Origin of the sequence: Sagittula stellata E-37, assembly GCF_039724765.1 — a bacterium.
Classification (GTDB): Bacteria; Pseudomonadota; Alphaproteobacteria; order Rhodobacterales; family Rhodobacteraceae; genus Sagittula; species Sagittula stellata.
In genome coordinates, this window is record NZ_CP155729.1 from 2,180,106 (window position 1) to 2,202,024 (window position 21,919).

The 21,919-nt window shown below is 64.4% G+C and carries 20 protein-coding genes and 2 tRNA genes; 13 read left to right on the top strand and 9 right to left on the bottom strand.

Features of this window, described 5'->3' with window-relative positions; translation table 11 throughout:
* Nucleotides 1-148 precede the first annotated feature (148 nt).
* Nucleotides 149-895 carry a triose-phosphate isomerase gene (gene tpiA / locus ABFK29_RS10355; RefSeq protein WP_005857664.1) on the bottom strand — a complete coding sequence of 249 codons (747 nt, stop codon included), beginning with the start codon at nucleotides 893-895 and terminating at the stop codon, nucleotides 149-151.
* 293 nt (nucleotides 896-1,188) lie between these two features.
* Between tpiA and ABFK29_RS10360 the strand changes: the two genes are divergently transcribed.
* Entirely contained in the window at nucleotides 1,189-1,407 is a 219-nt protein-coding gene (locus tag ABFK29_RS10360; RefSeq protein WP_005857668.1) for a hypothetical protein, read from the top strand.
* 501 nt (nucleotides 1,408-1,908) lie between these two features.
* On the opposite strand, the gene ABFK29_RS10365 is transcribed toward ABFK29_RS10360, so the two are convergent.
* The 4 genes from ABFK29_RS10365 to ABFK29_RS10380 all read right to left on the bottom strand — a co-directional run bounded on the left by ABFK29_RS10365 (nucleotide 1,909) and on the right by ABFK29_RS10380 (nucleotide 4,954).
* Complete coding sequence (locus ABFK29_RS10365; protein WP_005857670.1) at nucleotides 1,909-2,232, bottom strand: TfoX/Sxy family protein; 324 nt, start codon at nucleotides 2,230-2,232, stop codon at nucleotides 1,909-1,911.
* Nucleotides 2,232-2,615: a HesB/IscA family protein gene (locus tag ABFK29_RS10370; protein WP_005857672.1), complete on the bottom strand. Its 384-nt coding sequence runs from the start codon at nucleotides 2,613-2,615 to the stop codon at nucleotides 2,232-2,234. Before ABFK29_RS10370 ends, ABFK29_RS10365 begins: the two co-directional genes overlap by 1 nt.
* Nucleotides 2,616-2,833: 218 nt before the next feature.
* On the bottom strand, nucleotides 2,834-4,507 hold the full coding sequence (locus ABFK29_RS10375) for a mechanosensitive ion channel family protein (RefSeq protein ID WP_005857673.1): 1,674 nt from the start codon (nucleotides 4,505-4,507) through the stop codon (nucleotides 2,834-2,836).
* Between the two features lie 84 nt (nucleotides 4,508-4,591).
* A complete protein-coding gene (locus ABFK29_RS10380; protein WP_005857675.1) occupies nucleotides 4,592-4,954 on the bottom strand; it encodes an SUF system Fe-S cluster assembly protein in 363 nt (120 codons plus the stop codon).
* Between the two features lie 172 nt (nucleotides 4,955-5,126).
* Between ABFK29_RS10380 and ABFK29_RS10385 the strand changes: the two genes are divergently transcribed.
* The gene (locus tag ABFK29_RS10385) at nucleotides 5,127-5,285 is read left to right on the top strand and encodes a hypothetical protein (protein ID WP_005857677.1); all 159 of its coding nucleotides are present in this window, start codon (nucleotides 5,127-5,129) and stop codon (nucleotides 5,283-5,285) included.
* 12 nt (nucleotides 5,286-5,297) lie between these two features.
* Here the strand turns inward: ABFK29_RS10385 and rimK are convergent, their stop codons facing one another.
* Together rimK and ABFK29_RS10395 are read right to left on the bottom strand one after the other, a co-directional pair.
* A complete protein-coding gene (gene rimK, locus ABFK29_RS10390) occupies nucleotides 5,298-6,710 on the bottom strand; it encodes a 30S ribosomal protein S6--L-glutamate ligase (protein ID WP_005857679.1) in 1,413 nt (470 codons plus the stop codon).
* Nucleotides 6,711-6,825: 115 nt separating this feature from the next.
* Nucleotides 6,826-7,683 (bottom strand): LytTR family DNA-binding domain-containing protein, encoded by an 858-nt coding sequence (locus ABFK29_RS10395; RefSeq protein ID WP_005857681.1) that lies wholly within the window; start codon nucleotides 7,681-7,683, stop codon nucleotides 6,826-6,828.
* A 643-nt stretch (nucleotides 7,684-8,326) separates the two neighbouring features.
* On the opposite strand from ABFK29_RS10395, the gene ABFK29_RS10400 reads away from it, so the two are divergent.
* A tRNA-Asp gene (locus ABFK29_RS10400) sits at nucleotides 8,327-8,403 on the top strand.
* 197 nt (nucleotides 8,404-8,600) lie between these two features.
* Nucleotides 8,601-8,677 (top strand) — tRNA-Asp (locus tag ABFK29_RS10405).
* A 268-nt stretch (nucleotides 8,678-8,945) separates the two neighbouring features.
* Here the strand turns inward: ABFK29_RS10405 and ABFK29_RS10410 are convergent.
* The gene (locus tag ABFK29_RS10410; protein WP_040604369.1) at nucleotides 8,946-9,515 is read right to left on the bottom strand and encodes a YcbK family protein; all 570 of its coding nucleotides are present in this window, start codon (nucleotides 9,513-9,515) and stop codon (nucleotides 8,946-8,948) included.
* A gap of 314 nt (nucleotides 9,516-9,829) precedes the next feature.
* Between ABFK29_RS10410 and ABFK29_RS10415 the strand changes: the two genes are divergently transcribed.
* From ABFK29_RS10415 to ABFK29_RS10435, 5 genes are all read left to right on the top strand, one after another.
* Nucleotides 9,830-11,452, top strand: a complete 1,623-nt coding sequence (locus tag ABFK29_RS10415; protein ID WP_005857685.1) for a L,D-transpeptidase family protein — start codon at nucleotides 9,830-9,832, stop codon at nucleotides 11,450-11,452.
* A gap of 219 nt (nucleotides 11,453-11,671) precedes the next feature.
* Nucleotides 11,672-12,763 (top strand): UDP-3-O-(3-hydroxymyristoyl)glucosamine N-acyltransferase, encoded by a 1,092-nt coding sequence (gene lpxD / locus ABFK29_RS10420; RefSeq protein ID WP_005857687.1) that lies wholly within the window; start codon nucleotides 11,672-11,674, stop codon nucleotides 12,761-12,763.
* 34 nt (nucleotides 12,764-12,797) lie between these two features.
* Nucleotides 12,798-13,058, top strand: a complete 261-nt coding sequence (locus ABFK29_RS10425; protein ID WP_005857689.1) for an acyl carrier protein — start codon at nucleotides 12,798-12,800, stop codon at nucleotides 13,056-13,058.
* Entirely contained in the window at nucleotides 13,055-14,263 is a 1,209-nt protein-coding gene (locus ABFK29_RS10430) for a beta-ketoacyl-[acyl-carrier-protein] synthase family protein (RefSeq protein ID WP_005857692.1), read from the top strand. Before ABFK29_RS10425 ends, ABFK29_RS10430 begins: the two co-directional genes overlap by 4 nt.
* A 181-nt stretch (nucleotides 14,264-14,444) precedes the next feature.
* Nucleotides 14,445-14,942 carry a ferritin-like domain-containing protein gene (locus ABFK29_RS10435; protein ID WP_040604370.1) on the top strand — a complete coding sequence of 166 codons (498 nt, stop codon included), beginning with the start codon at nucleotides 14,445-14,447 and terminating at the stop codon, nucleotides 14,940-14,942.
* A 272-nt stretch (nucleotides 14,943-15,214) separates the two neighbouring features.
* On the opposite strand, the gene mnmA is transcribed toward ABFK29_RS10435, so the two are convergent.
* Nucleotides 15,215-16,354, bottom strand: a complete 1,140-nt coding sequence (gene mnmA / locus ABFK29_RS10440; protein WP_005857696.1) for a tRNA 2-thiouridine(34) synthase MnmA — start codon at nucleotides 16,352-16,354, stop codon at nucleotides 15,215-15,217.
* A gap of 122 nt (nucleotides 16,355-16,476) precedes the next feature.
* Between mnmA and ABFK29_RS10445 the strand changes: the two genes are divergently transcribed.
* The 4 genes from ABFK29_RS10445 (at nucleotide 16,477) to recG (ending at nucleotide 21,834) form a co-directional block, all read left to right on the top strand.
* A complete protein-coding gene (locus ABFK29_RS10445) occupies nucleotides 16,477-16,749 on the top strand; it encodes a DUF1153 domain-containing protein (RefSeq protein WP_005857698.1) in 273 nt (90 codons plus the stop codon).
* Nucleotides 16,750-16,848: 99 nt separating this feature from the next.
* On the top strand, nucleotides 16,849-17,565 hold the full coding sequence (gene ctrA, locus ABFK29_RS10450) for a response regulator transcription factor CtrA (protein ID WP_005857700.1): 717 nt from the start codon (nucleotides 16,849-16,851) through the stop codon (nucleotides 17,563-17,565).
* Between the two features lie 67 nt (nucleotides 17,566-17,632).
* Complete coding sequence (gene ligA, locus ABFK29_RS10455; RefSeq protein WP_040604431.1) at nucleotides 17,633-19,747, top strand: NAD-dependent DNA ligase LigA; 2,115 nt, start codon at nucleotides 17,633-17,635, stop codon at nucleotides 19,745-19,747.
* Nucleotides 19,744-21,834, top strand: coding sequence for an ATP-dependent DNA helicase RecG (gene recG, locus ABFK29_RS10460; RefSeq protein WP_005857704.1), 2,091 nt, complete (start codon nucleotides 19,744-19,746; stop codon nucleotides 21,832-21,834). Before ligA ends, recG begins: the two co-directional genes overlap by 4 nt.
* Nucleotides 21,835-21,919 lie beyond the last annotated feature (85 nt).

The following is a 21,919-nucleotide window of genomic DNA, read 5'->3' on the forward strand; positions in this document are numbered from 1 at the left end:
CCGGGCGCGTGCCCCGGGCCGAAACCGCCCGCCCGCCAAGGTTCAGACCCAAGGGCAGGGTGGCGCAAAACCCCTCCCTACCATGTTTCCTGCCCGTGTTCCTGGCGCGCAATGCCCCGTGGAATGTCGCTCGGGCTTCAGCGCGCGCTCAGTCCGCGCTGGCGTTCAGCGCCTCGATGATCGGCACGAAGTCGGAGGCCTTCAGCGACGCGCCGCCGACCAGCGCCCCGTCGACGTTAGAGGTGGCAAAGATCTCTTCGGCATTCGCGGCCTTGACCGAGCCGCCGTACAGAATACGGACGGAGCGGCCCACGCCCTCGCCGAACCGGCGTTCCAGACGGGCGCGGATGAAGTCGTGCACCTCGCCGATCTGATCGGTGGTGGGAACCTTGCCGGTGCCGATGGCCCAGACCGGCTCGTAAGCGACGACGAGGTTGTGCCCCGTGGCCGCATCCGGGATCGACCCGGCCAGCTGGCCGCCGATGATGTCGAGCGTGTTGGAGGACTCGCGCTGATCCAGTGTCTCGCCGACGCAGACCACGGCGGTCAGCCCGGCGGCCCAGGCCGCATCGCATTTGTCGCGCACAGTGTCGTTGCGCTCGTCATGGTCGGTGCGTCGCTCGGAATGGCCGAGAATGACGTAGCTCGCGCCGGCATCCTTCAGCATTTCGGCGGCGATATCGCCGGTATGCGCGCCGGAGGGCTTGCCGTGGCAGTCCTGCCCGCCGACTGCGACGTTCTCCGCACGGGCGCTGGCGGCTGAAATCAGCGTCGCTGGCGGACAGATCAGCACTTCGGCAGCGCCTTTCGCGGCCTCAGCCATGGCGTCGAGTTCGTCCAGGCTGGCAATCGTGCCGTTCATCTTCCAGTTGCCGGCGGCCAGTTTCGTGCGCATGGTGTCATCCTTTTGCTGCTTGCGCGCAGTTTCGCGAGTGGGGCGGCGAGGTCAAGGGCGGTTGCGCGCCAAGCGGGTGCGTGGAAACAGTCGCACCGACCGTTTCAGCCCCCCCTTTCGAAGTGCCCATATTCCCGGTTCTCGATGCCCGAAAGATCGCCGGACGCGATCCCGATACGTTTGCGGCGCTGCGCCGCGGGGCGCCTGAGACCGGCCTGCCGGTCTATACTGGGAACCTCTGGCCGGACCGTCCGGAAGGGGGAGAGGTGATCGGGGCCTACTAGCGCAACGCCATGGCGGGCGCTCTGGACCTGTTGCGCGGCATCGCGGAGGCGATCGGCGCTGACCGGCACTGCTTCGACACGCGGCTCGTCCGGCCGATGGCGCTCATGCGGGGCAACTACGATCCGCCGCGCCCGGATTGCGCGGGCAAAAAGGACTTCGGTATCGCCGGCCACACCGATCAAGGCTGCGTGACGCTACTGGGATCGGACGGGAGTCTTGGGCCGTGACGACGTGTGGCACCCCGTACAGGCCGGACCAGGTATCTTTGTCATCAACTTCGGTGAATGAAATGTTTGAAATGTGGACTGAAGGCCGGGTGAAGGCCACGGCAAATCGGGTGAAGGGCACATTGCTGTCCCGCTGTTCTTCAACCCCAACCCCGACACGAACGTCGTGCCTTTGGGCTCTGGCAAGTCGATCCTCGCCGGGGATCATCTGGCGCGGCGCTTCAATGAAACGTATCATCAACTGCAAAAACCTCAAGCGGTCCACCGACCCAGGGCCGGCCGCCATTCCCTGAAGACAGACCCGCCTCCTTCATCTTGGCCAAAATACCTCGGGGGCGCGGGGGCAGAGCCCCCGTCAAGCCGAAGGCTTGAGTTAGTACCGTCACGCCGAAGGCGTGAGACAGTGGCACCACGCCGAAAACACGGGACAGTCGCGCGCCACACCATTGGCGGGAAAGGCCTATGCGGGGCGGCGGCGCCCAGACAGGGGCACATGCCGGCTCAGAGATATCGAAGGGCCTCGCGGGCCAGGTCGACCGCTTCATCGGGGTCGTCGAGGGCCTCGCCGGGCAAGGTCCAGTAGGGCATGGCTGCCCCGCCGCCGTCCTTTCGGGTGTAGCGCCAGCGTTCGCATCCCATCTCTTCCAGACGGTCGGCAAACGCCCCGGCGCCCTTTATCATCAGCGTGCCGTCGGACATCAGCAGGGCAAAGATCGTGCCGCCGGAATAAATGCCCATGCCGCCGAACATGCGGCGGGTGGTGACGTCTCCCAGGCCGGAGAAGAGGTCGCGGGCGTAGGCGCGGTCCTCTTCCGAAAGCGCCATCAGCCCTGGGTTCCGCGTTCCGCGGCCATCTCCTCGACGTCCTTGAACTTGATCGACTCGCCGCAACCGCAGGCGTCGACCACGTTGGGATTGCGGAACTTGAAGCCGCTTTCCAGCAGCGAAGTCTCGTAGTCGATTTCGGTGCCGAAGAGGAACATCTGGGCCATGGGCGCGATCAGCACGCGGGCGCCGTCCTGTTCCACGATCTCGTCCGCGCCTTCCGCTTCGTCGACGTAGTCCATGGTGTATTCCATTCCTGCGCAGCCGCCCTTCTTGACGCCGATCTTCAGGCCGAAGCGGTTGTCGCGCTCCATCAACCTGCGGATCTGGCTGACCGCCTTGGGCGTGATCGTCACGGGGGATTTGCCGGGTATGCCGAACATCGGGGTTCCTTTGCAGGGGTCCTTTTCGCGTGCACTCAACCTAATGCTTCGGCGCCCCGATCTCAAGGTCGGGCGCATCGGACCACTGTGCGCCAGCGCTCAGGTTACATCCTGCGCCGGCGTCCACGGCCGATGCTTCGCCTACCTCCAGACATCGAGGAACCCGTCCACCCCGGCGGCGTCGGAGGTTGCCGCCCGGCCTGACCGGGCGCGCCCTTTCAGGCCGCCTCTCTCGCGGGCACGTCCGGGAAAACCGCCGTGCCCTCTTCCTCGATCCGGGCGAGGCGGGCCAACAGGCGTTCACGGGCGTTGCAGGCCACGTCCCATGAGGTGTTCGGGTCGCGGCAGGGCACCATGAACCAAACGTCGATGCCGAAGGCGTCCTGTCCGGTGACGCTGACAGAAGCCTTGTCGCGGTCGTCGAGTTCTTCCTGATCCAGCTCGTCGAGCACCTCGTCCAGGCACTTTCGCAGCCGGTCCACATCGACGGAGGGAACCAGTTTGAACTTCAGCACGCGCAGCATCTCGGGCTCTTTCAGCGTCCAGTTCTCGAAGGTGGTGGAGGTGAACTCGTTGACCGGGACCACCAGCCGGGTGCCGTCCCAGCTGTGCAGCTGGACGTACGTGAAGTTGATTCGCTCCACATGGCAAAGCGCGCCCTTGTAGACCACGCGGTCCCCTATGCGGGCGGACTGGTTCAGGGCGATTTGCAGCGACGACAGGATGTTGGACAGGATCGTACGTGCCGCGAAGCCAAAGATCAGCGTCAGAACCCCGGCCGAGGCGAGAAGCGAAAAGCCGTACGTCCGGAACAGGTTGGCCGACGACAGCACGATGCCGAAGCCGAAAAGAAACACGACGATGACAAGCAGGCGGCGCACGGCGGCGATCCGCGTGGCGCGGGTGCGGGTTTCGTCGAACTGCTGCCGGGTCAGGTCCATCTGCTCGAACCCGGTGATCTCGTCGAGGATGACCTCGATCACATTGACGATCAGCATCAGCGCGGCTGTGACGAAACCCGCGGCGACGAGCGGCGAAAGCACGCTGTTCAGCCGGCCCGAGAAGACGAAGATGGTCTGCATCCCCACGGACAACACGAGCGCGACGGTGGCGATCAGCAACGGAATACGCGCTGACCGGAAGACGGCCGAGGTGACGCGGTGGCTGGCCAGGCGTCCGACGCGGTTCAGCAACCGCGACATGGCCCAGCCCGACAGGAGGGCAAGCAGGATAAGCAGCGGGACGCCGATCACCTCCCACCACATCAGGCGCCAGAAGGCGGGTTCGCGCAGCGAGTCTGGCAGCCATTTCTCGAACCCGGTCGGGCCGTAGGCGGCGTAGAGCGGGGCGATGTTCTGCACGGTGCGGCCCGAAATCACCCAGACGGGATCGCCGCCTTCGGGCTTCACCCGTTCGAGGCGAATGGCGGAGGGCACGCCGTCGAGGTCGATTTCCCATAACAAAAGCGAGCGGCGCGGCATTCCGGCGGTGGCGGCGTTCGACGTCTCAAGCGCGTCGAGCCCGTCCGGACGGTCGATGATCTGTCCCCAGTCGACGATGACGCGCCGGGCGATCACTGTGCTGAGGTCGCGCGCCAACCGGTCGCCCGCCGCGCGCTGAACGCTCGGCTCAAGGTCGTTGAGGTTCAAAAGATGGCCAAGCTGACCCGGAGGTTCGGGCAGGGTATCGCGCCGTTGCCCGGCCCGCATCAGCAACTCCATCGTCGCGCGAGGGGTGGATCGGTCCATCCAGTCGGGCGCGGGGCCAAGCCCGTCGTTCAGGGATTCGACCTCGAACCATGGCGAGGGCGTCTGCGCATGTGCGATCCCCCCGATCAGGAGAAGCCAGAGCGCGGCGAGGGCCATGAGGCCGAGGTCGAAAAACTGTCGCATCGGCAAGACAACGCCGCCCGGACAAAAGGCGTTCCGGGCGGCGTCAGGCAATTGCGACAGGGCAGGGCGCAGGGCCCCCGCGTCTTACATGAAGCCCAGTTCCAGCCGGGCCTCGTCGGACATCATGTCCATGCCCCAGGGCGGCTCCCACGTCAGATCGACATCGACCTGTTTCACGCCGGGCAACGGTTCCACCGCCTCGGCGACCCAGCCGGGCATCTCGCCCGCGACGGGGCATCCGGGTGCGGTGAGGGTCATGATGATCTTCACCTCGTTCTCGGGGTTGATGTCCACGGTGTAGACCAGGCCCAGATCGTAAATGTTCACCGGGATTTCCGGATCGTAGACCGTGCGACAGGCCTCCACCACGGTGTCGTAGAGCGGGTGGTCGGTGCTGGAGGGGGCGACCAGCGGCGCGCCTTCAAGCGGGGGGTTCTGCTCGCTCATGGGGATCCTCTTTCAAACCTGACCGAACATATAGGAAATATGGCGGTCAGGGTAAAGGGCCGGGCGATGGCGTGCTGCGGCGCCGAAACAATTCGCAAACGCCATATTAACACTGGTCACGTTACCCGTTCATGGGGGCGTGCGTCGTTTCGGCATGCGGCAAGGAAGTGCAATGACGGGAACCATCGTCACCACAATTCGGTATCTGCGGGCCCACGTCCCCAGTGGACGCCGGTTTGCCGGCTGGTGGATCCTGCCGTTCGCGGTTTCAGGCGTGCTGTTCTGGGTCTGGATGATCCGACTGCTCCTGCGGCTGTTCGGGCAGCCCTAGGCAGGTCGGGTCTCAGTCCTCGGGTTCGATGCGGCGGCGGACGGGGGCAGGGCGCACCTTCGCCTCAAGATGGTCATAGACCTTCTCGGCCACGTTCTTTCGGGTCGCTGTCTCGATGCCTTCGAGGCCGGGGCTGGAGTTCACCTCCAGCACCTTGGGGCCGTTCTCCGAACGCAGGAGGTCGACACCGGCAAGGTTCAGGCGGAAGGCGCGGGCGGCGCGCAGCGCGGTGTCGCGTTCCTCTTTCGAGATGCGCACAACCGAAGCCTGGCCGCCCCGGTGCAGGTTGGAGCGGAAATCGCCCTCTGCCCCGGTGCGTTTCATCGCGGCCACGACCTTGCCGCCGACGACGAGGCAGCGGATGTCTTCTCCTGCGGCTTCCTTCACGAAGTCCTGCACCAGGAAGTTCGCCTTGAGCCCGCGGAAGGCGTCGATCACCGATTCCGCCGCCTTCTTGGTTTCGGCCAGCACAACGCCCTTGCCCTGCGTCGACTCCAGGAGTTTCACGATCAGCGGGGCCGTCCCCACAAGCCGCATCAGCGACTGCGTGTCCTTGGGCGAGGCGGCAAAAGCGGTGTTCGGCATTCCGATCTTGTGCCGCGCCATGAGCTGGTGGGCGTACAGCTTGTCGCGCGACGCGGCGATCCCGTCGGAGCCGTTCAGGCAGAAGGTGCCGATGGTCTCGAACTGGCGGATGACAGCCGTGCCGTAGGAGGTGATGGAGGCGCCGATGCGCGGGATCACGGCGTCGTAGCGCGGCAAGCGCTTGCCGTCATAATGGACTTCGGGCGCCATGGCGTTGATCGCCATGTAGCAGCGGGTGGTGTCGATGACCTCGACAGTATGTCCGCGCTTTTCGCCTTCTTCCACCAGCCGGCGGGTGGAATAGTTGTCCTCGCGGCTCAGCACCGCGACGCGCAGGGAGCGGTTGGGCGCAGCGCTGCGCACGCGGGCCGTGGTATAGACGTCGTAGGACATGCGCGGCTGCTGGAAGCGGTCTGTGGCCACGATCGTGATGTGGTCCTTCAGCGCCTCGCGGCCCAACAGCATCCGCGACGCCATGGAGGACCGGTCGGTCAGCGTCAGCTCGATCCGCCAGCTTTCGTCCCCCACCCGCAAGGTGGAGGCGATGACATAGCGCATTTCCGACTCGCCGTTCGACGAGGTTACCTGTCGCCGGTCGACGATGCGGGCAGAGCAGGGAATCACCAGATCCTCGCGCCCCGGCACGGGATGGACGGTAAAACGCACCTTCGGGGCGTTGTTCGATCCGAAGGTCTCGATATCGAAGGCATGCAAGGCGGACGTCCGGGCGCCGGTGTCGACCTTGGCGCGCAGCGCCGGAAGGCCGAGATCGGGCAGCGAGACCCATTCCTCCCAGCCGAAGCGGATCATGTCCGTCGGCGTTTCGGGCGTGTCGGTCATGCTGGCGTGGCTCCTTCTCGTCGCTTGGGCGGCATGTACCGTTCCGGCCTACCAAGGCAGCGGGACGGCGTCCAGCACTCACGATTGCGTCAGGAAAGGGCCGGGCGGTTCCGGTTCAGGCCCGCTTGGCCAGCCATTCGCGGACTTCCGTCAACCTTGAACGAGCCACTGGAACAAAGGTCCCGTCGTCAAGTTGAAGCACATGTTTCTGACCGTCGCGTGACAGCCCGCGCGCCACCCGTGCCGCCACCCACCACGACCGGTGCGGCTGGATTCCGTCATCGGGTTCGGTCTGTGCGACGATGTCCGAAAGACGGGCGCGCTGGGTGATGGTCGTGCGGTCGAGCACGACATGAACGTGGTGTTCACGCGCCTGGATGTGACGAAGACGGGCGAGGGGGACAGGCTCCGCCCCGATCAGGATGCGACGACTGTCGTCTTCCTCTGCGTCCTCGGGCGGCTCCGCCACTTCGGTGACCTGCGGCTCCGTCATCTGCGGCTGGCTGACGACCGGGCGCACGTATCGCATGTAGATGAGGATGAACATCTCGGCGATCACGAAATAGAACAGGACTCTCGGCCAGAGCGAAAAGGGCACGAGCCCCCGGCTGGCAGTGTCGGCCAGCCATTCGCCGATGAGCACTGTGGGCGTCAGCGCCAGCAGGACAACGATGAAGCCGGGCGTGGTGAAGCGGCCCGTCTTCGTCTGCAGGGCGGCCACACCGAAGATCACCAGACCGTGGCTGATGAGGAAGATCGCCACGACGATGGCCCAAAGCCCGAGCGTCGCGGCGAGACTCATCTTGCCAATCACGCCCGGAGCGTCCGTCGCCACCAGAAGCCCGTAGGCGCAGAGCAGGTAGATTTGAGTTCCCGAACCCTGCAACAGCGAGATGTATTCGGCTGCGCTTATCTCATAGCGCTCACCGAAGGGATCGAAGAAGGCGACTGTCTGTCTGAGGATCTGATCCACGGGGCGACTTCCCTTGGGTATTGGTTACTAGGCAACTATCAGTATCTATTGTCAAAGGATGGCCCAAATCGCCATGTCTTGGAAAGGTGTTGAAATGACACAGTGTTTTCAAGTGGAAATCTGTCAGAAGCGTTCGGGGCGCTGGTGTCGGAACTGAATGGCGGCAGCAGTCTCCTGTCGCGAACCGCGCCGGACCGGCAGCTGTCAGAGCCGGTCGAACAGGGCAAGCGAGGGATGATTCGAGGTTTGTCTGCGCTCAGGTTGATAGCGCAGCCAAGGCACTGCGGCCCCTTTTGATGGCAGGGCGGGATGTCTTCGCTTCACGTATGCGGCACTTGGGCAACTTGGAGCAGGTAGGGGCGATGCCGATCGCCGGTTCGGCTTCGATCTTCGGGACACGCCGTTTGGATCGTATCCGGCTGGAACCCGTGCGATGGCGTGGCAGGTGTTGTGGCCCGACCGGCGACGTGCGCGGGGGTGATCCAGGCAGAACGGACAGGCACATTATTATGGACGCCAGCGGCCTCCGAAACGTCATCCGTTTTTTTGCGAAAAAGCTGGTGGGAAACCGCTTGACGGCAGTGGGTGCAGCCCATAGAAGGCCTCTCACGCCACGAGGCAGACAGCTTCGGGCGGGCAGTGAGCGGTTGTAGCTCAGTTGGTTAGAGTACCGGCCTGTCACGCCGGGGGTCGCGGGTTCGAGCCCCGTCAACCGCGCCACCGCTGCCCGATCAAACGGCGTCAGAACAGCCCCCGCTTTGGCGGGGGCTTTTGCTTTTCGGACATGTGTTTTCAAAGGCTTCGCCAAAGTGCGGCGGTCTTGCGAGCAGAACGGATCGCCCGTGATTTTCCGCCAGCGTCCTTCGCTTTTCCGCTTGACCACCCGGTGCACGGCGGACTATCTGCCCCCACAAAGCGCGGTTGTAGCTCAGTTGGTTAGAGTACCGGCCTGTCACGCCGGGGGTCGCGGGTTCGAGCCCCGTCAACCGCGCCATTTTCCTCTCTCAGTGAAACCTTTGATTGTGCCTGAGGACAGGGGCCGCGCTCCTGCGCTTTTTTCCAAAAAATCTGACTCCCGTCGGAACCGAACCGGCAGCCGCGTCGTTTACCCCGCATGAAGGCCTCGTCGCTGTGGTCTTCACCGAGGATGCAGATCGCGACATGTCGGGAATACCTGACTGCCAATCCCCCGCGATCTGTGCCAGAAACAAAAAAGGCGCCGCAAAGGGCGCCTTCTTGGTGGAGTAGTATAGGGGTAAGCCTCAGGCGCCCCAAGAGCGCACGGGGCCGCAGTCCATATGTACGAAGTTGGAGCCGGAGTAACGACCGACACCACCGCCGTGGCAGGCCATCGCAGCTTTCGCCATCTGGTTGACGGACCGGCTGGAGAGCCGAAGGTCAGCCGCCTCGCCGCGCAGGTGGCGGGAGTTCTTGGCGACACCGGACGACCTGGACCGCAGCATCGCGTTGGTCTTCGGCGAACGGTAGCCGGAAATGAGCATGTAGGGTTCGGAACAGTCGAGAAGCCGATGCGCAGCCGTACAGATGTCGATTGTGCGGGCGTCGATGTTCTTGATGTCGTTCGTGCGCCAGTCGCGCATGAAGTAGTTGATTTCCTTGATTGCGTCGGCAAGGTACTGGCCTTCGATCCAGTAGATCATGTCGATGCGTTCCCCGGTCCGGCCGGAGTACATACGGAGGCGTCTGATGTCGCCCGCGCCGCGCAGGAAGCCCGCTGCGTTAGAGTAGGTGGGCGCAGCTGCGAGTGTCGTTGCTGCGAAGGCGCCGAGGATACCCCGGCGCGTGAAGCTGCCCGTTGTCGAATCTGCCATGATGAGCGCCTGTCCCTGGTCGCTGTTACCTGTGTGTGCACACCTCGTTGGGTGTGCTCTGCCATCTATCCCCAGATGTCGGAATCTGTATTGCACGAATCGCACAATGGAGAAAGTGCGATTTGTGATGAATTTTATCCTTCAAGAGGCAAGTGGCAGAATCTCGCGCAGGGTCGGAAAACTGTGGCGCAAATGCGCGTATCGGGCTCCCGGAACACATCGGAGCCTGTCTGCCGCGTTTGTGAGTTTACAGGGTTATGACATTGTTAGACAAGTTTAATTCAGGGACGGACAAAAGAAATGAGGGACGCGGAATGAAAGTTGCGAAGGTCGGGCTGCGTGCCCTTTTGCTGGCCGGTGCTATGGCTGCGACCATGCCCACCGTCGGCTCGGCGGAGGAATTTTCCTTCAAGGTGACGGCTTTCAAACAGGCTGTGGCCGAGCATGTGGGGCAGAACGAAAGCATCGCGGCCTTCTACCGTGCACGCGGGTTCGAACCGATCTGGACCGGCCCGTCCGATGAGGACCGCGCCCGTCGCGTCGCATTGCTGGAAGCGTTCGCGATGGCGGATGTGCACGGCCTGCCGACCCGGCTTTACAATGAACATACCCTGCGCGCGCAGCTTGCCGCCGCCACGTCCGGCCGCGACCGTGGCCTGCTGGAGGTCGAGCTTTCGAAGCTGTTCATAAGTTTCGCCAACGATCTGCAGACCGGCGTGCTGGACGACCCGGGCGCCGTGATTTCCGATATCAAGCGGGAGGTCCCGCGCCGCGCACCCGAGGAACTCCTGTCGCGCCTGACCACCGAGCGTCCCGACGCGGTGTTCCGCAGCCTCGTGCCGCCGACCGCCGAATACTCTCGTCTGATGCGCGCCAAGCTGATGCTGGAGCATCGTATCCGCCATGGCGGCTGGGGGCCGGTCGTGCAGGCGTCGAGCCTGGAACCCGGGGAGAGCGGCCAGGCCGTGGTCGCGCTGCGCAACCGGCTTGTCGCGATGAACTATCTCAAGCCGTCGCTCACCACCCGCTACGACGAGGACATGACCGCCGCGGTGCGCGCGGTGCAGGAGGATCACGGCCTGAATGTCGACGGGGTCGCCGGTGCATCGACGCTCAGGGCGATCAACGCCGCTCCCGAAGAGCGGCTGAAGTCGATCATGGTCGCCATGGAGCGTGAGCGCTGGCTCAACAGCCCGGAAGGCCGGGGCAAGCGGCATGTTCTCGTGAACCTCGTGGACTTCCACGCCCAGATCATCGACGACGACAAGGTCACCTTCGAGACCCGTTCCGTGATCGGTCAGAACCAGTCGACGCATCGTACGCCGGAATTCTCCGACACGATGGAGCATATGGTCATCAACCCGTACTGGTATGTGCCGCGCTCGATCATCGTGAACGAATACCTGCCGCTTTTGCGCTCCAACCCGGGCGCGGCGGGCCATCTGGAAATCATCGACGGTCGCGGCCGGGTGGTCAGCCGGGGGCAGAGCTTTGCGCAGTATTCCGGCCGCAGCTTCCCGTATTCGATGCGCCAGCGTCCAGGGCCGCGCAACGCGCTGGGGACGGTCAAGTTCATGTTCCCGAACAAGTACAACATCTACCTGCACGACACGCCGTCGCAGAGCCTGTTCTCGCGCGAGGTGCGGACCTTTTCTCATGGGTGCGTCCGGTTGAACGACCCGCATGACTTTGCCTACGCGCTGCTGTCCCGGCAGGAACGCGATCCGGTGAACTTTTTCCAGTCGATCCTGCGATCCGGTCAGAACACCAAGGTGCCTCTGGCAGAGCCGATCCCGGTGCACCTGATCTACCGCACGGCCTTTACCCAGGCGAAAGGCAACGTGAACTATCGCAATGACGTCTACGGCCGCGACGAGATCCTGTGGCGCGCGCTGCAGAACGAAGGTGTGTCGCTGATGACCCATTGGGACAGCTGAGCGGCACTCGTGCCCGCCATGGAGTGACGACAGAAGGCGCGCCCGTCCGGACGCGCCTTTTGCGTTTGCGGGTGCGCCGGAGCAGGTCATGGGGAAAGGGCTGGTGCCGCGCGCGGGACGGGCGCGACACGGGCAGGGCGAAGCAGGGTTGAACCCGGGGGCGCGCAGCCTCTACACCTGCGGCGGCGGCGCTGGCCGCATGGAACGGCAGGAGCGGGCATGGCCTATACCATCCAGGAGATAGCGGCGGCGGTCGGCATGGCGGCACATGGCGACGTGTCGCTGAAAGTCGGCGGCGTGGCGGAACCCCAGTCCGCCGGCCCGGGCGACATCGCTTTGGCCATGCGACCCGAGTATGCCGCGCTGATCGGCGAGGGCCGGGCACAAGTGGCGGTGCTCTGGGACGGGGCGGACTGGCAGGGGCTGGGCCTGAAGGCCGCGCTGACCTCTCCCCGGCCACGGTTCTCGCTCTCGGGGCTGGCTGGCATGATGGACCCGGGGCAGGGTTACGCGACCGGCGTGCACCCGTCGGCAGTGGTCGATCCCTCCGCTGAAATCGGCGAGGACGTATCCATCGGCCCGTTCTGCGTGATCGGGGCAGGGGCGCGGGTCGGCGCGGGCAGTACCCTTGGGCCGCAATGTTATATCGGTGAAGACGTGACCCTGGGCGAGGGCGGGCTTCTGCACACAGGCGTCCGGCTGATGGCGCGCGTGAACATCGGGGCCCGGTTGATCGCGCACCCCGGTGTGGTGATCGGCGGCGACGGGTTCTCTTTCGTGACGCCGGAACCATCCGGCGTCGAGAAGGCCCGCGCTAGCTTGGGCGTCGAGGGCACGGACAGCGCGCAATCCTGGGCACGCATCGCCTCGCTTGGTGCGGTGACGGTGGGCGACGATGTGGAGATCGGCTGCAACAGCTGTATCGACCGGGGGTCGGTCCGCGATACCGAGGTCGGGTCGGGCGTGAAGATCGACAACCTCGTGCAGATTGGCCACAACGTGCGCGTGGGACGTGACAGCATGATCTGCGCCGGGGCTGCCGTCGCGGGATCGACGGTGCTGGGCAGGAATGTCGTCGTGGGCGGCTGCGCGGGGGTTTCCGACAATCTGAAGATCGGCGACCGGGTGATCCTGGGCGGCGGCACGATGGTCCTGTCGAATGTGCCCGAGGGGCGGGTAATGCTGGGCTATCCGGCGATGAAGATGGACAGCCATGTCGAAAGCTACAAGGGCCTGAGACGCCTGCCACGGCTGTTCCGGGATGTCGCGGACCTCAAGAAAGCGGTTTCAAAGTTGACGGGGAATGACTAAATCTCCGCCAACCTGAGGAAACGGGACCGGTACTATGGACGTCAAGGACAAGGTGATCGCGATCATCGCCGAACAGGCGATGCTGGAACCTTCGGACATTACACTGGACAGCACGCCGGAAAGCATCGGAATCGACAGCCTCGGCCTCGTCGAAGCGATTTTCGCCATCGAGGAGACCTTCGACATTTCCATCCCCTTCAATGCAAATGAGCCGGAAGCCTCCGACTTCGACATTTCCTCGGTTGGCAGCATTGTCGCCGGGATCGAGCGGCTGGTGGCCGAGAAGACCGCGTGAAACGGGTCGTCATTACCGGGGCGGGAACGGTCAACGCGCTGGGGCAGGACGTGGCCGCAACCTATGAGGCCATGCGCGAAGGCCGGTGCGGCATCGGTCCGCTGGAGTTCCGTGACGTCGACCGGCTGGCCATACGGATCGGCGGGCAGGTGAAGGGGTTCGAGGCGGAGGCTGTCTTCAACCGCCAGCAGTTGTCGCTCTACGATCGGTTCACCCAGTTCACCCTGCTGGCCGCGCGCGAGGCGGTGCGGCAGTCGGGGCTGGAGTTCTCCGGCGAGATGGCCGACCGTTCCGGCGTGGTGCTGGGCAATTCCGGCGGCGGGCTGCTGACCCAGGACGAGAACTACCGCGCGGTTTACGAAGAAGGGAAGAACCGCGTTCACCCTTTCGTCGTGCCGAAGCTGATGAACAACGCCGCCGCCAGCCACGTGTCGATGGAATTCAACCTGCGCGGCCCCAGCTTCACCGTCTCGACCGCCTGCGCGTCGTCGAACCACGCCATGGGGCAGGCGTTTCAGATGATCCGGTCTGGCATGTGCCACGCGATGATCACCGGCGGGTCGGAATCCATGCTGTGTTTCGGCGGTGTGAAGGCTTGGGAAGGGCTGCGGGTGATGTCGAAGGACGCCTGCCGACCGTTCAGCGCAAACCGCTCGGGCATGGTGCAGGGCGAGGGTGCGGGCATCTTCGTCTTCGAGGAATACGAACATGCGCGGGCGCGCGGGGCGCAGATCCTCGGCGAGGTGTTGGGGTTCGCGATGACCTCTGACGCTGCGGACATCGTGATGCCGTCGAAACAGGGCGCGGCCCGGGCGATTTCCGGCGCGCTGCGCGATGCCCGGGTCGACATGACACGGGTGGGCTACATCAACGCGCATGGCACGGGCACGGCCGCCAACGACAAGACCGAATGCGCCGCGGTGGCCGATGTCTTCGGCACCCACGCGGACGCCCTGATGATGTCCTCGACCAAGTCCATGCACGGGCACCTGATCGGCGGCACGGGCGCGGTCGAGCTGCTGGCCTGTCTCATGGCCCTGAACGACGGCGTGATCGCGCCGACCATCGGCTATGAAGAGCCCGATCCGGAGTGTGCGCTGGAAGTGGTGCCGAACGAGGCGCGCGAGGCCCGGGTGGACGTGGTCCTGTCGAACGCCTTCGCCTTCGGCGGGCTGAACGCGGTGCTGGTGCTGGGCCGGGCGTGAGCGGCTGACGGACGGAGCGCGCTGGCGCGCGCGCAGGATGTCTCGTCGGCGGCCTTCGGCCTTCTCCTCGGGTGTTCGCCTCCGGCGGAGGTATTTCGGGCCAAGATGAAGCAGGTTCAGGAACGTATGTGCCTGGCCTTGCGTTTTTCCTTCAATCGAAACGTTTTTGAAGGAGAACGACATGTCTCTCGACACATTGCAGGACGTCTACGTCGATCAGCTGCAGGACCTGTACAGTGCCTGCGAGCAGGCGCAGAAGGTGATGGACGATCTGACCGCGAAGGCCGAGAGCGAGGAGCTGCGGGCCGCGCTGGAGCACGGCAAGAGCGGGATCTCGGACGGTCGTGCGCAACTGGCCGGCATGATCAAGGCCCATGGTGCCGATCCGAAAGGCGAGCATTGCAAGGGCATGCAAGGGCTTGTCGCCGAGGCGCGGGCACATGCGCTTGACGCGGAGTTCGGCGACGGTGCGGTGCGCGACGCGATGATCATCACGCAGTACCAGCGGATGACACACTATGCGATTGCGGGCTACGGCTGCTGCGCGGCGTTTGCCAACCGGCTGGAGCATCTCGACGACGCGAAGACGCTGGGCGGCATGCTGGATGCGGCCTACTCCGGCGACCGTCACTTCTCTGGCATCGCGATGGGCGACGTGAATCGCGCCGCAGCGGAATGAAGCGTTCTCTCTGCTTCCGGAGGTGATGCTGCCTTTTCAGGCGGCCCGAACCGTTTCCGGAGTGTGGAGAATTCGTTGAAGACAAGCGAAAGGCCGGCTGTCGATGCAGCCGGCCTTTTTGTCGCCACGGGTCCTGGGGAACAGGCGGGTCCGGGGCGCGGATTGCACCCTTGGCGCGGACACAGCCGGAAGGCGACAGGCTCACGCCATGGTCATGGAGCGGCCGGTTTGACGGCGGCGACCGGCGTGATCGCACCTAGGCGATGGCAGGCTCAGTGGCCGCGCCAGATCCAGCCGCCACCAAAGATCCGGCTGTTGTCCGGTGCATAGAACACACAGGCTTGTCCCGGGCTTACCCCTTCTTCCGCCACCACCAGTTCGACTTCTCCCGTGGTTTCCGACAGGGGGCGGATGATCGCTTCTCTCGGCGGGCGGGTGGAGCGGACCTTCACGTCGAGCTGCCATTCCGCCTGCGAGGTGAAGGGCGCGTCGCCCAGCCAGTTGATCTCGCGCACGGGGATGGTCCGCGTGGCGAGCAGGTCTTTCGGGCCGACGACGACCTGCCGCGTTTCCACGTCCAGCCGGACCACGTAGAGCGGTTCGCTCAGGCCGCCGATGCCGAGGCCGCGCCGCTGGCCGATGGTGTAGTGGATGACACCGCGATGTTGGCCCAGGACGCGGCCGTCTATGTGCACGATCTCGCCGGGCTCCGCCGCGCCGGGGCGGAGTTTCTCGATGACTTTCGCGTAGTTGCCGTCCGGAACGAAGCAGATGTCCTGGCTGTCGGGCTTGTCCGCTACCGCCAGCCCGTAGCGCGCGGCAAGTTCGCGCGTCGCGGCTTTGGACGGCAGGTGTCCCAGCGGGAAACGCAGGAAATCGAGTTGCTCCGGCGTCGTGGAGAAGAGGAAATAGCTCTGGTCGCGGGCGGCGTCGGCGGCGGAGTGCAACTCGGGCCCGCGCGCGCCTGTCTTGCGCTGGATGTAATGGCCGGTCGCCATGCAGTCGGCCTCCAGGTCTTTCGCGGTTTCCAGCAGGTCCTTGAACTTCACCCGTTCGTTGCAGCGGATGCAGGGCACGGGCGTGGCGCCGCCGAGGTAGCTGTCCGCGAATTCCTCGATCACGGCTTCCTGGAAGATGTTCTCGTAGTCGAGGACATAGTGCGGAAAGCCCATGTCCTCGGCCACGCGGCGTGCGTCGTGAATGTCGATCCCGGCGCAGCAGGCGCCCTTCTTGGCGAGCGCGGCGCCATGGTCGTACAACTGAAGAGTGACGCCGACCACGTCGTAGCCCTCTTCCTTCAGCATTGCTGCCACGACGGAACTGTCGACGCCGCCAGACATGGCAACGACGACTCGCGTCTCGGACGGCGGTTTGGGCAGCCCCAGGCTGTTGAGGGGGGCGTCTTTGGGCATTGGACGATCTCCGGTGATTGGCCGGAATATAGGAAAAATCGAAATACTCTCAAGGGATCGTTTCAGCCGTCGTTAAGTCCTGAAGGGTTTAAGTCCTGAAGCCCTGGTACGGAGGTAACGGGATGTATCTCAAGAAGATCGATGGCCCGCGTGCCGTGAAGCTGCCCGATGGCTCGACCATGACACGTGCCGACCTGCCGCCTGCGTCGACGCGCCGCTGGGTGGCGTCGCGGAAGGCCGCGGTCGTCAAGGCCGTTCAATACGGGCTTCTGACGCAGGACCAGGCAAAAGACCGTTACGCGCTGAGCGATGAGGAACTGCTGGAATGGGTGAAGGCCGCAACCCAGTTCGGGGAAGACGCGCTGAAGGTCACGCGCGTCCAAAAGTATCGCTAGCGGAAAGTACGAATTGTTCTGGGGCCGGAGTATGGTAACAAGGCGTTAACCTTTTTGGCTCAGGTTATCCGCAGCCCAAGTACACCCTGGAGACTGCACATGCGCATTTTGTTGGTGGAAGACGATCCGACCACTTCGAAGAGCATCGAGTTAATGCTTAGTCATGCGAACCTGAATGTCTATTCCACCGACATGGGCGAGGAAGGCATCGATCTTGCAAAGCTATACGATTACGACCTTATTCTTCTTGACCTGAACCTTCCGGACATGAATGGCCACGAGGTTTTGCGACAGCTGCGCGTGGCCCGCATCGATACGCCGATCCTGATCCTGACCGGCGAGGACGACACGCAGTCGAAGATCAAGGGATTCGGCTTCGGGGCCGACGATTACATGACGAAACCTTTCCACCGGGATGAATTGGTGGCGCGGATTCATGCGATCATTCGCCGCTCGAAAGGGCATTCGCAATCGGTGATCCGGACCGGCAAGGTATCGGTCAACCTTGATGCGAAGACGGTGGAGGTGACCGGCAAACCCGTCCATCTGACCGGCAAGGAATACCAGATGCTGGAACTCCTTTCGCTCAGGAAAGGCACAACACTGACGAAAGAAATGTTCCTTAACCACCTCTATGGCGGCATGGACGAGCCGGAGTTGAAGATCATCGACGTCTTCATTTGCAAGCTGCGGAAGAAATTGTCGGAGGCCACCGGCGACGACAACTATATCGAGACGGTGTGGGGCCGCGGCTATGTGCTGCGCGATCCCGAGCCGTCCCAGGACGAAGCGAAGGCCATCGCCGCAAACGGCTGATCGGCTGGACCTCGGGTCTGACCGGCCCTATCACTCCATGGACGACAGGGCGTCCGAGGAACTGGGCATGAACGATACAGAGGTCGGTCAGATGACCGAAGACCAGGCGCGCGAAGAGCTTCGCGCGCTTTCCGACATTCTGGGGCAGGCAAACCGTGCGTATCATGCCGAGGATGCGCCGGAACTGACGGACGCCGAATATGACCGCCTGAAACGCCGCAATGCGGAGATCGAAGCGCGGTTTCCTCAACTCAAGCTGGCCGACAGCCCGTCGGAACAGGTGGGCGCGGCGCCGGTGGACGGGTTTTCCAAGGTGCGGCACGAGGTGCGAATGTTGTCGCTGGCCAACGCCTTCGACGACGACGACATCCGCGATTTCGACGACAGTATCCGGCGTTACCTTGGCCTTGGGACGGACGCTCCGCTGGCCTTCACCGCGGAACCCAAGATCGACGGCCTGTCGCTGGCGCTGCGTTACGAGAATGGCAAGCTGGTGCGCGCAGCAACCCGTGGTGACGGGTCCGAAGGGGAAGATGTCACTGCCAACGCCCGGACCATCGACGACATCCCGACAGATCTGACCGGCGCGCCTGAGGTGCTGGAAGTGCGTGGCGAGGTCTACATGAGCCACGCGGATTTCGAGGCGCTGAACGAACGGCAGACGGCGCGCGGTGGCAAGACCTTCGCCAACCCGCGCAACGCCGCCGCCGGGTCCTTGCGCCAGCTCGACGCCAAGATCACTGCCGAACGGCCGCTGAAGTTTTTCGCTTATGCCTGGGGGGTCTTGTCGGATCCCTTGGCCGAGACGCAGAAAGGCGCCATCGACCGCCTCAATGCGTTGGGATTCCAGACCAATCCGCTGACAGCCTTGTGCGATGGGCCGGAGGAAATGCTCAACCACTACCGCAAGGTGGAGGCACAGCGCGCCACGCTGGGGTATGACATCGACGGCGTGGTCTACAAGGTCAACGATCTGGCGCTGCAGGAACGGTTGGGGTTCCGATCAACGACACCCCGCTGGGCCATTGCGCACAAGTTCCCTGCCGAGCTGGCCTGGACGCGGTTGGAATCCATCGACATTCAGGTCGGGCGGACCGGCGCGTTATCGCCCGTTGCGCGTCTGACCCCCGTGACGGTTGGCGGTGTCGTGGTGTCCAACGCCACGCTGCACAACGAGGACTACATCGCCGGGCGTGACAGTTCGGGCAACGAGATCCGCGGCGGCAAGGACATCCGGATCGGCGATTGGGTGCAGGTCTACCGCGCGGGCGATGTGATCCCGAAGGTCGCCGACGTGGATCTGTCGCAGCGTCCAGAAGACGCTCAACCCTATGTTTTCCCGACCAAATGCCCGGAATGCGGGTCCGATGCGATCCGCGAGGAAGGCGACGCGGTGCGACGGTGTTCGGGCGGGCTCATCTGCCCGGCGCAGGCGGTCGAGAAGCTGAAGCACTTTGTCGGGCGGTCTGCCTTCGATATCGAGGGGCTGGGCGCGAAACAGGTGGAACAGTTCTACGCCGACGGCTGGATCAGGGAACCGGTGGACATCTTCACGCTGCGCGACCGCTACGGGTCGGGCATACAGCAGTTGAAGAATCGCGAGGGCTGGGGCGAGAAATCCGCCCTGAATCTGTTCAGTGCAATCGACGAGCGGCGGCACATCCCTTTGGGACGGCTGATCTTTGGCCTCGGCATACGGCATGTCGGCGAAAGCGCGTCGAATCTTCTCGCGCGGCATTACGGGACCTGGGCGATCTTCGAGGCGGCGATGAAGGATGCCGCGACGATGGAGGGTGAAGCCTGGGACGACCTCCTGTCGATCAACGGGGTGGGCACGGTGCTGGCGCAATCGCTGGTCTCCGCGATGAACCAGGAGGCAGAGCGCGCGTCCATGGACCGGCTCGTCGCACATCTGGACGTTGAGGAGGCGGTGCGTCCCGACACCGATGGATCCCCCGTTGCGGGCAAGATCGTGGTGTTCACCGGCTCGCTCGAACGCATGACGCGGGCAGAGGCGAAGGCGCGCGCAGAAGCGATGGGCGCCAAGGTGTCCGGCAGCGTGTCGAAGAAAACCGACATCGTGGTGATCGGCCCGGGCGCCGGCTCGAAGGAAAAGAAGGCGCGTGAACTTGGCTTGACCGTGCTGGATGAAGACGCCTGGCTGGAGTTGATCGGCGGATGAGCGGGCGGCCGGAACCTCTCTGGCCGCTGTTCGCCGATCTGAAGGGCCTCGACGGGATCGGGCCGAAGACGGCGCAGACGCTGGCGGGTGCCGGGGTCGAGGCCCCGCGCGACCTGCTGTACACCTTGCCCTACAGCGTGACGGACCGGCGCGCGCGCGACACCGTGCAGGGCGCCGACCTGCCGGCGACACTGACCGTGGAGGTGCTGATCGGCCGCCACTGGCCGCCCCGCACGCGCGGCGGCGCCTACCGGATCGAGGTCGACGATGCCAAGGTGCGGTTCCAGCTGGTATTTTTCCGCGGCAACTCGGAATACCAGCAGAAGCTGTTTCCGACCGGTCAGCGCAGGCTGGTGTCCGGTCGGGTCGAACTGTTCGACGGCGTGCCGCAGATGGTCCACCCCGATCACGTCCTTCCCGTCGACGAGGCGGACAGCCTGCCGTCGTTCGAACCGGTCTACCATCTGACCGGCAACGTCACGCAAAAGCTGATGGTGCGGGCGATTGCCGACGGGCTGACCCGGGTGCCGGATCTGGAGGAATGGATCGACGCCGCGCAAATGAAAAAGGAAGGCTGGCCGGGTTGGGCCGAGGCGTTGGCGCGCGTGCATGCGCCGGACGGCCCGGAGGACATGTCGCCCACCGCTCCGGCACGGGCACGGCTCGCCTATGACGAGTTGATGGCGCACCAGTTGACGCTGGCGCTGGCGCGGGCGGCGCGGCGAAAGCGGCGCGGGATCGAGACAAAGGGCGATGGGCGTTTGCAGGCCCGGGTGCTGGCCGCTCTTCCGTACCAGCCGACCGGAGCACAGACCCGGGCGATCGGCGAGATCCTTGCAGACATGGCGCACCCCGAGCGGATGAACCGGTTGCTGCAGGGCGACGTGGGTGCGGGCAAGACGCTGGTGGCACTGATGGCCTTGCTGAACGCCGTCGAGGCGGGCGGACAGGGTGTCATGATGGCTCCGACGGAGATCCTCGCCCGCCAGCATCTCGACAGTCTGCGGCCCTTGGCCGAAAGCGCGGGCGTCGTGCTGGAGATCCTGACCGGGCGTGACAAGGGCGCGGAGCGGGCGGCGAAGCTGGCCGCACTGGCGCAGGGGGACATCCAGATCCTCGTCGGTACTCACGCCGTGTTTCAGGCGGACGTGGTCTTTGCCGATCTTCGTCTGGCCATCGTGGACGAACAGCACCGCTTCGGTGTGCGTCAGCGGCTTGAACTGGGCAAGAAAGGGGCTGGCGCCGACGTGCTGGTGATGACCGCGACACCGATCCCGCGCTCTCTGGCGCTGTCACAATACGGCGACATGGACGTCTCTATCCTGGACGAGAAGCCCCCGGGACGCACGCCGGTGAAGACGGCGCTTCTGTCGACCGAGAAGATGGCGGAGGTGGTCGACCATCTGCGCAAGGCGGTGGCGGAGGGACGGCAGGCGTACTGGGTGTGCCCGCTGGTCGAAGAAAGCGAAAGCTCTGACCTGATCGCCGCCGAAGCGCGGTTCCAGCGTTTGCGTGCGGCCCTGGGGGAGGGCGTTGTCGGGCTGGTGCACGGGCAGATGCCACCGGCCGAGAAGGACGCAGCCATGGCGCGCTTCGTTTCGGGAGAGACCAGCGTGCTGGTGGCGACGACGGTGATCGAGGTCGGGGTCAATGTGCCGAATGCCTCCATCATGGTGATCGAACGGGCCGAGATCTTCGGCATCGCGCAGTTGCACCAGTTGCGGGGCAGGGTGGGGCGTGGCACCGCGGCCTCCACCTGCCTGTTGATGTACCAGCCGCCCTTGTCAGAAACGGGGATGAAGCGGCTGACGACCCTGCGCGAAACCGAGGACGGGTTTCGCATCGCGGAAGTGGATCTGGAAATGCGCGGCGCCGGGGACCTGATCGGAACGGCGCAGTCGGGACTTCCGAAATTCAGGGTCGCGGACCTGGAACGGCAGGCGGCCCTGATGGAGGTTGCGCAGTCGGATGCGCGGCGTCTTCTGGCGGACGATCCGACCCTGGAAAGCCCGCGCGGACAGGCCGCCCGGTCATTGCTCTGGCTGATGCGTCAGGACGAGGCGATACGGTTGATCGAGGTCGGCTGACGACCTCCACGGAGCGCGTTCCAGTTAATTCACACTTTGTTCTCATTTAGTTCTTTACTCACGGTTAAGAATATGAGAACAAAGG